Here is a 6,903-nt window from a genome sequence, read left to right as displayed (position 1 = left end):
CAGGGGTGTGAACCAAGCCCGCGACGCAGTGTTCGACCCACTCCCCCCCAACGGGGAAGGTGTTGTGAGGAGGGGGAGGGCGTCGCTGCTGGGGCCCGGATCCGGGCCCGGCCGCCGTTACCCTTCCGCGACAACAACGGGGACGGTTCGACCATGACGCCGGGGTGTCGGCGGTCCTAGGCTGTCGGGCGCGGCGCCGAGCCGCCCCCGCTGTTGCTCCTCGAAGGGACTCCCCGCATGACCGACCCCGTCGTCCCCACCTCCTCCGGCGCGGTCCGCGGTCAGGTCACCTCCGCCGGGGTCGCGCGGTTCCGCGGCATCCCGTACGCCGCCGCGCCCGAGGGTGAGCTCCGCTTCGCCGAACCCGTCCCGGCCCCGCCGTGGGAAGGCGTCCGCGACACGCAGAGACCCGGGCCGACCGCGCCGCAGCGCCGCCACGACGTGCCCGGGATCGACCTGTCGCCGATCGCCGGCGCCGGCTGGCAGCCGGGGCCGGAATACCTGACGGTCGACGTCTGGACCCCGCAGCTGGGCGGGGCCGGGCTGCCGGTGCTGGTGTTCGTGCACGGCGGCGCGTTCCTCGGCGGCACCGGGTCGGCCGCGGTCTACGACGGCACGGCGTTCGCCCGCGCCGGCGCGGTGCTGGTGACGGTGCAGTACCGGCTCGGCATCGACGGGTTCCTGCCCGTCGACGGCGGCGCGACGAACCTCGGGCTGCGCGACCAGCTGGCGGCGCTGCGCTGGATCCGCGAGAACATCACCGCGTTCGGCGGCGACCCCGGAAACGTCACGCTCTTCGGCGCGGCGTCCGGCGCGGTCAGCGTGGCCTGCCTGCTCGGTTCGCCGCTCTCGACCGGGCTCTTCCACCGCGCGATCGTCCAAAGCGGACACCCGGACATGGTGCGCGACGGCGTCCAGGCCCGGCGGCTGGCCAAGGTCGTCGCCGACGAGCTGAAGGCGGAGCCGACCGCCGAAGCGTTCCGGAAGGTCTCGACCGAGCAGCTGCTCGACGCGCAGGACGCCGTCCTGCGGCCGGGCGGCGCGCCGGACCTCCGCGACTCGCTGGGGTACGACCGCGGGTACGGCCTCAGCCCGTTCCTGCCGGTGGTCGGCGACGACGTCCTGCCGGAGCACCCGGCCAAGGCGATCCGGGCGGGCGCCGGCGCCGACGTGGACCTGGTCGCCGGCAGCTGCAGTGAAGAGATGCGGCTGTTCCTGGTGCCCAGCGGCGCGCTCGAAGCCGTCACCGACGACCAGGCGATCGCGTCACTGGCGGTTTCGCACCCCGACCCGGCCGGGATCCTGCAGGCCTACGGCCTCGGCACCGACCGCACGGCGGGTGAGGTCCTCGTCGAGGCCCTGACCGACCTCGTCTTCCGCGACGGCGTCCGCGACCTCGCCGAAAACCACGCCGGCCGGACCTTCCGGTACGAGTTCGAGTGGGGTTCGCCGTTGCTCGAGGGCCGGCTCGGCGCGTGCCACGGCCTCGAGCTGCCGTTCGTGTTCGACGCGCTCGGCACGATGTCCGGACCCCGGGGCCTGCTCGGCGAGCGGTCGCCGCGGGAGCTGGCCAGGGACCTCAACGGCGCCTGGCACCGCTTCGCCGCCACCGGCGCGCCCGGCTGGGCGGAGTACACCACCGAAGACGCGCTCTACCACGCGTACTGACCGGACTCCGCCGCCGGGCGGTTGACGAGTCCCCCGCCTCGCTGCCAGGCTCAGGCCGCCCGGACGGCCGGATGAACGGGGACCACCGATGCCCGAGGCGGGCTTTTCCGCACCGCCGCGCGCGTACGTCCGCTCGCTCCTGCGCAGCGGGACACCGGGGGATCCCGCCGGGTCCCTCGACGACAGCGGTGATCTCGCCGCCGTCGGGGACGCGACGCTCGCGCGTGCGGCGCGGTACTGGGTCGTCGTGCCGCTGGCCTACCGGATCGCCGCCTTCATCAAGGTGTTCATCGGCTTCGCCGCCGCGAACGGCACGGTCGGGCTCGGGCCGACACTGGGCGCCACCGTGTTCGCCGTCGTGGCCAACACGGTCGCGATGGTGTGGGTGCTGCGCGGCGGCGGCCTGCGGGCGCGCGTCACCGGCCGCGCCCTCGGTTTCGACCTCGCGGTCGGCGTGCTGCTCAACGTCACCGTGGCGGTGACGGCCCCGGCCGCGGTGCAGCCGTTCGCCGTCGACGTGTCCTGGACCTGGCTGGTCGGCGCGGTCGCGATGTGGGCGGGCACCTCCGGGCTGCCCGCCGCGCTGTGGCTGCTCGCGGCGGCCGTCCCGCTGCGGGCCGGGCTGACCCTCGCCGGGGGCCTCCCGCTCGGCAACCAGCTCGCCCTGACCCGCTCGATCGGCTGCCTGGTCGCGCTGGCCGTGGCGATCGTGCTCGCCGTGGCCATCCTCGTCCTGCTCGGGGTCGGCACCCGGTACGCCGTCGACATCGGGCTCCGGCGCGGGCAGGAGGCCGAACGCCGCCGGACGCGCCGCATCATGCACGACAGCGTGCTGCAGACCCTCGAAGCGCTCGCCATCTCCGCGCCGGGGGACGACGCGCAGGCCGTCACCCGGCTCTCGGAACTGCGTTCGGTGGCGAAGGCCGAAGCGGCCGAACTGCGCCGCCGGATCACCGAGCCGGTGGCTGCCGGCGTGTCACGCGGCTTCGCCGTCGAGCTCGCCGACGTCGCCACCGAGATGGCGCGCGACGGGCTGCGCACCCAGCTCGTCGCCGCGGACTTCGCCGACGACGACAAGGTCTCCCAGGACCGGCGCGTCGCGCTCTGCGAAGCAGTCCGGGAAGCGTTGCGCAACACCGTGAAGCACTCCGGGACCAAGCAGGTCGTGCTGCGCGTGGAGAAACGCGACGGCGGGATCGCGGTGGTGGCCCGCGACCAGGGTCACGGCTTCGACGTCCGGGACCGCCCGCCCGGCTTCGGCATCAGCCAGTCCATCGTGGCGCGCCTGGCCGAGGTCGGCGGGCACGGCACGGTGGACTCGCAGCCGGGCCGCGGCACCCGCGTCACGATGTGGGTGCCGGGGTGATGACCAGCCGGGCGACCTCCGGGGCGTGGGTGAAGACCAGCCCGTGGTCGGCGTCCAACCAGGACGTCGTGACGTCCGGGCGCTCGCGCGCGAGCCGGTCGAAGCCGGCCCGCCAGTTCCGGTTGCACCGCTCCACCAGCTCTTCACCGCCGTCGCCGGCCATCCACGTCGAGGCGATGACGGAGACGGGCGCGCCGACCTCCCGGTAGCGGCCGAGGATCTTCGACCGGACGTCGTCGATCTCGAGGTTCAGCGCGAGGATCTCCGGGCCGGTGAGCAGCACCTGGCCCGGGGTGCCCCGGCGGATCTCCTGCTCCTTCGCCATGTCTTCCCACATCGCGCGGAACACCGGCAGGTCGGCCTCGGTGAGGAACGGCTCGGGCACCGGGTTCGCGCCGTCGACGAGCACGAGCCGGGCGAAGCCGCCCGGATGCGCGGCGGCGTGGTGCAGCACCAGGTCCGCGCCGAGCGAATACCCCACGAGCACGGGCGGTTCGGACAGCTCGAGCGACGCGAGCACCGCGTCGAGATCGCCGAGGAACGCGTCGAAGGAGTATTCGCCGGCGGCCGAGGCCAGGCCGTGGCCACGCAGGTCGAAGGTCACCACGTGGTGCTCACGCCGCAGCAGCCCGGTCAGCTCGTGCAGGTCGGCCTGGGTCGAGTTCAGCCCGGGACACAGGACAAGCGGCCGCCCCCGCCCGCCGCGGGACACGGGGATCCGGACGCCGTCGTGGTGCACCGTGGACCGCCGCATGATCCCAAGCTACCGCGTCCGGCGACAACGGCTCTGCGCTGCGGCACAAGACCGGCGGCGGCTTCGGGCGCACGATGACCGGACCGTCACGTGAGGAGAAACCCCATGGCCGAACCGGGTTCGCTGCGCCGCGACGCACTGGGCACGCCGGGTGTCGTCTTCCTCGTGCTGGCCGCGGTCGCGCCGCTGACCGGCATCGTCGTCATCGCGTCGCTGGGCATCGCGCTCGGCAACGGCGGCGGCATGCCCGGCGCGTTCCTGCTCTCCGCCGTGATCCTCGTGCTCTTCGGGGTCGGCTACGCGCAGATGAGCAAGGTCGTCACCGGCGCGGGCGGGTTCTACGTCTACGTCACGAAAGGACTGGGCCGCCCGCTCGGCCTGGTCGCGGCGCTGATCGCGCTGCTGGGCTACAACTGCTTCGTGGCCGGGGCGGTCGGAACGAGCGGCTTCTTCACCGCGAACGTCGTCGAGCAGGTCTTCGGGTGGCACACGCCGTGGCAGCTCTGGAGCCTGGTGTCCGCGGTCGCGGTGTTCGCGCTCGGCCGGCGCGGGGTCGACGTCAGCGCGAAGGTGCTCGGGGTGTCGCTGGTCCTCGAGGTGTCGATCCTCCTCGTCCTCGACGTCGCGGTCGCCGTCCGGACCGGGCTGGACGTCCACGCGTTCGCGCCCGGCGTCGTGTTCTCCGGCTCGATCGGGGTCGCGTTCCTGTTCGCCTTCAACGCCTTCGTCGGCTTCGAGGCGACCGGGCTGTTCAGTGAGGAGGCGCGTGACCCGCACCGGACGATCTCCCGCGCGACCTACACGGCGATCACGCTGATCGGCGTCTTCGCGGCCGTCACGACGTGGGCGGTGGTCAGCGCGACCGGGGTCGTCCAGGCCGGGCAGGCCGGCCGGGACCACCTCGCCGCCGGTGACCTCGTCTTCTCGATCAGCCGGACCTACCTGGGGTCGTTCCTCACCGACGTCATGATGCTGCTGCTGGTCGTGAGCCTGTTCGCGGCCCTGCTGGCGCTGCACAACTCGGCGACGCGCTACCTGTTCGCCCTCGGCCGCGCCCGGGTGCTGCCCGCGGCCCTCGGCCGGACGAACGCCGCGAACGGCGCGCCCTACCTCGCCAGTGGGACGCAGATCGGGTTCGCGACGCTGATCGCCGCGGTGTACGCGCTGGCCGGGCTGGACCCGCTCGCCGACCTGACGGCCAGCATGACCGGCATCGGCACGCTCGGGGTGATCACCCTGCAGGCGCTGGCCGGGATCGCGGTGGTCGCGTTCTTCCGCAAGCGGCGCGACTCGCGGCTCTGGCGCACCGCCGTCGCGCCCGGGCTCGGCGGGCTCGGCCTGGTCGCCGTGACGGTGCTGGCGATCGTCAACTTCCCCACCCTCGCCGGGTCCGACGCGCCCGCGATCGCGTTGCTGCCGTGGCTGCTCGCCCTCGCCGTGGTCGCGGGACTCGGCCTCGCGGCCTGGCTGCGGCGCCGCCGGCCGGACGTCTACGCGGGCCTCGACGCGCTCGGCGTCGAGACCGGCTCCGTGCCCCGGTAGCTCAGGCCGCGCGCCGGGCTTCGCGCTCGGCGGCCAGGCTCTCCCGGCAGGCCGTGGCCAGCCGGGTGGTGGCGGCGCTGCCGCCGTGGCCGCAGCGCGGGCAGGACATCAGCACGGTCAGCGCCGGCTCGTCGACGGCGACGGACAGCTCGGCGCGGCAGTCGCGGCACCAGCGGTCCGGCGCCGGCAGGCCCATGTCCTCGGCGTCGTCTTCGGTGGCGAGCAGGACCGGCAGGCTCCAGACCCGGGCCGGTGTGGTGGTGATCGAGGCGGTCATCGTGGTCCCCTTTCCGGTTCTACCCGGACGTCGAACCGCTGCCGCCGGAATCGACACGTGGCCGGATTTCGGTGCTTCTTGGCATTTCAGCCACTCCCCGCGCCGAACGCGGAGCGATAGCTTTCGCCCGTGTCGAAGATCCTTCTTTCCCTCCACGTCCTCGCCGCGGTGCTGGCCGTCGGCCCGGTCGCCGTCGCGGCCAGCATGTTCCCCGCCGCGGTCCGCAAGGGCGACGTCAAGGCCGCGACCCTGCTGCACCGGATCTGCCGGGTGTACGCCTACGTCGCCATCGCGGTGCCGGTGTTCGGGTTCGGGGTCGCGGGCACCATGCACGTCATGGGCGACCCGTGGGTGGTCGTGTCGATCGGGCTGACCGCCGTCGCCGCCGCGTTGCTCGCGCTCCTGGTGCTGCCGCGCCAGCGGCGCCTGCTGGCCGAAGAGTCCCCTTCGGGCGCGCTGGGCCGGCTGGCCATGGTCACCGGCGTGTTCAACATGCTCTGGGCGGCGGTGACGGTGCTGATGATCGTCCGGCCCGGCTCGTCGACCGGGGCCTAGGCCGGGACGCGGACCGCCACGAAGTCCGGGCGGGCGCGCAGGCCGAAGCCGAGTGAGAGGTAGAGGCGGATCGCGGAGGTGTTGCCCGCGGCCGCGTGCATCATCGGCGTCTCGCCCCGCTCGCGGATGCCCGCTGCCACGGCGAGCACGAGCCGTGTCGCGAGGCCATGCCCGCGGTACGCCGGATCGGTGCAGACCGCGCTGATCTCGGTGTAGCCGGGCGGGTGCAGGCGCTCCCCCGCCATCGCGACGAGCGCGCCCTCCCGCCGGATCCCGAGGTAGACGCCGAGCTCGACGGTCCGCTTCCGGAACGGGCCCGGCTGCGTCCGCGCGACGAGGTCGAGCATCTCCGGTACGTCCGCGGGACCGAGCCGGACGGCCTCGGGCTCCGGCGCGGCCGCGATCCCTTCGTCGACCAGCTGCACCCCGGGGATCTCGTCGAGCACCTCCCAGCCCGACGGCGGCCGGGCGGTGGTCGCGGCCAGCACGACGACCGCGCCGGGCCCGGCCAGCGCCGCGACGTCCCGCCAGTCCCGCGCGCCCGGGTCGTCCGGGAGGGCGAGGAACGGCGCCACGTCCTCCGGGTACCGCAGAACGCGCCCCTGCCGCTCCGCGAAGTGGGCGTGCGGGCCGGACAGCGAAGCCCACGTCGGGTTGTCGAGGGGAGAAGACATACGTCCAGGATGCGGAATCCGGCCGGCCCGGCGGCGTTGCTCCCACATCCTGAGCATCGTCGCTAAG

7 protein-coding genes are annotated in these 6,903 nt (G+C 74.0%); 4 read left to right on the top strand and 3 right to left on the bottom strand.

What is annotated here, in order from left to right:
- Positions 1–237: 237 nt before the first annotated feature.
- Entirely contained in the window at positions 238–1,668 is a 1,431-nt protein-coding gene (locus tag ACZ61C_RS23730) for a carboxylesterase/lipase family protein (protein WP_465309980.1), read from the top strand.
- Between the two features lie 88 nt (positions 1,669–1,756).
- Positions 1,757–3,034, top strand: coding sequence for a sensor histidine kinase (locus ACZ61C_RS23725; RefSeq protein ID WP_465309979.1), 1,278 nt, complete (start codon positions 1,757–1,759; stop codon positions 3,032–3,034).
- Here the strand turns inward: ACZ61C_RS23725 and ACZ61C_RS23720 are convergent.
- Positions 3,012–3,788, bottom strand: a complete 777-nt coding sequence (locus tag ACZ61C_RS23720) for an alpha/beta fold hydrolase (protein ID WP_465309978.1) — start codon at positions 3,786–3,788, stop codon at positions 3,012–3,014. The genes ACZ61C_RS23725 and ACZ61C_RS23720 overlap by 23 nt on opposite strands.
- 105 nt (positions 3,789–3,893) lie before the next feature.
- On the opposite strand from ACZ61C_RS23720, the gene ACZ61C_RS23715 reads away from it, so the two are divergent.
- Entirely contained in the window at positions 3,894–5,330 is a 1,437-nt protein-coding gene (locus ACZ61C_RS23715) for an APC family permease (RefSeq protein WP_465309977.1), read from the top strand.
- A 1-nt stretch (position 5,331) separates the two neighbouring features.
- Here ACZ61C_RS23715 and ACZ61C_RS23710 read toward each other — a convergent pair whose 3' ends face one another.
- Entirely contained in the window at positions 5,332–5,607 is a 276-nt protein-coding gene (locus ACZ61C_RS23710) for a hypothetical protein (protein WP_465309976.1), read from the bottom strand.
- 129 nt (positions 5,608–5,736) lie between these two features.
- Here ACZ61C_RS23710 and ACZ61C_RS23705 point away from each other — a divergent pair, with 129 nt between their 5' ends.
- Positions 5,737–6,162, top strand: coding sequence for a hypothetical protein (locus tag ACZ61C_RS23705; protein WP_465309975.1), 426 nt, complete (start codon positions 5,737–5,739; stop codon positions 6,160–6,162).
- On the opposite strand, the gene ACZ61C_RS23700 is transcribed toward ACZ61C_RS23705, so the two are convergent.
- Positions 6,159–6,836, bottom strand: coding sequence for a GNAT family N-acetyltransferase (locus ACZ61C_RS23700; RefSeq protein ID WP_465309974.1), 678 nt, complete (start codon positions 6,834–6,836; stop codon positions 6,159–6,161). The two genes, ACZ61C_RS23705 and ACZ61C_RS23700, sit on opposite strands and share 4 nt — an antisense overlap.
- Positions 6,837–6,903: the final 67 nt, after the last annotated feature.

The sequence above is a fragment of the Amycolatopsis sp. NPDC104587 genome, assembly GCF_055583645.1.
This window is presented reverse-complemented; position numbering and strand designations above follow the sequence as displayed.

Coding starts and splice junctions, on each gene's coding strand:
- ACZ61C_RS23730 (WP_465309980.1), top strand. CDS start 238: ATGACCGACCCCGTCGTCCCCACCTCCTCCGGCGCGGTCCGCGGTCAG.
- ACZ61C_RS23725 (WP_465309979.1), top strand. CDS start 1,757: ATGCCCGAGGCGGGCTTTTCCGCACCGCCGCGCGCGTACGTCCGCTCG.
- ACZ61C_RS23720 (WP_465309978.1), bottom strand. CDS start 3,788: ATGCGGCGGTCCACGGTGCACCACGACGGCGTCCGGATCCCCGTGTCC.
- ACZ61C_RS23715 (WP_465309977.1), top strand. CDS start 3,894: ATGGCCGAACCGGGTTCGCTGCGCCGCGACGCACTGGGCACGCCGGGT.
- ACZ61C_RS23710 (WP_465309976.1), bottom strand. CDS start 5,607: ATGACCGCCTCGATCACCACCACACCGGCCCGGGTCTGGAGCCTGCCG.
- ACZ61C_RS23700 (WP_465309974.1), bottom strand. CDS start 6,836: ATGTCTTCTCCCCTCGACAACCCGACGTGGGCTTCGCTGTCCGGCCCG.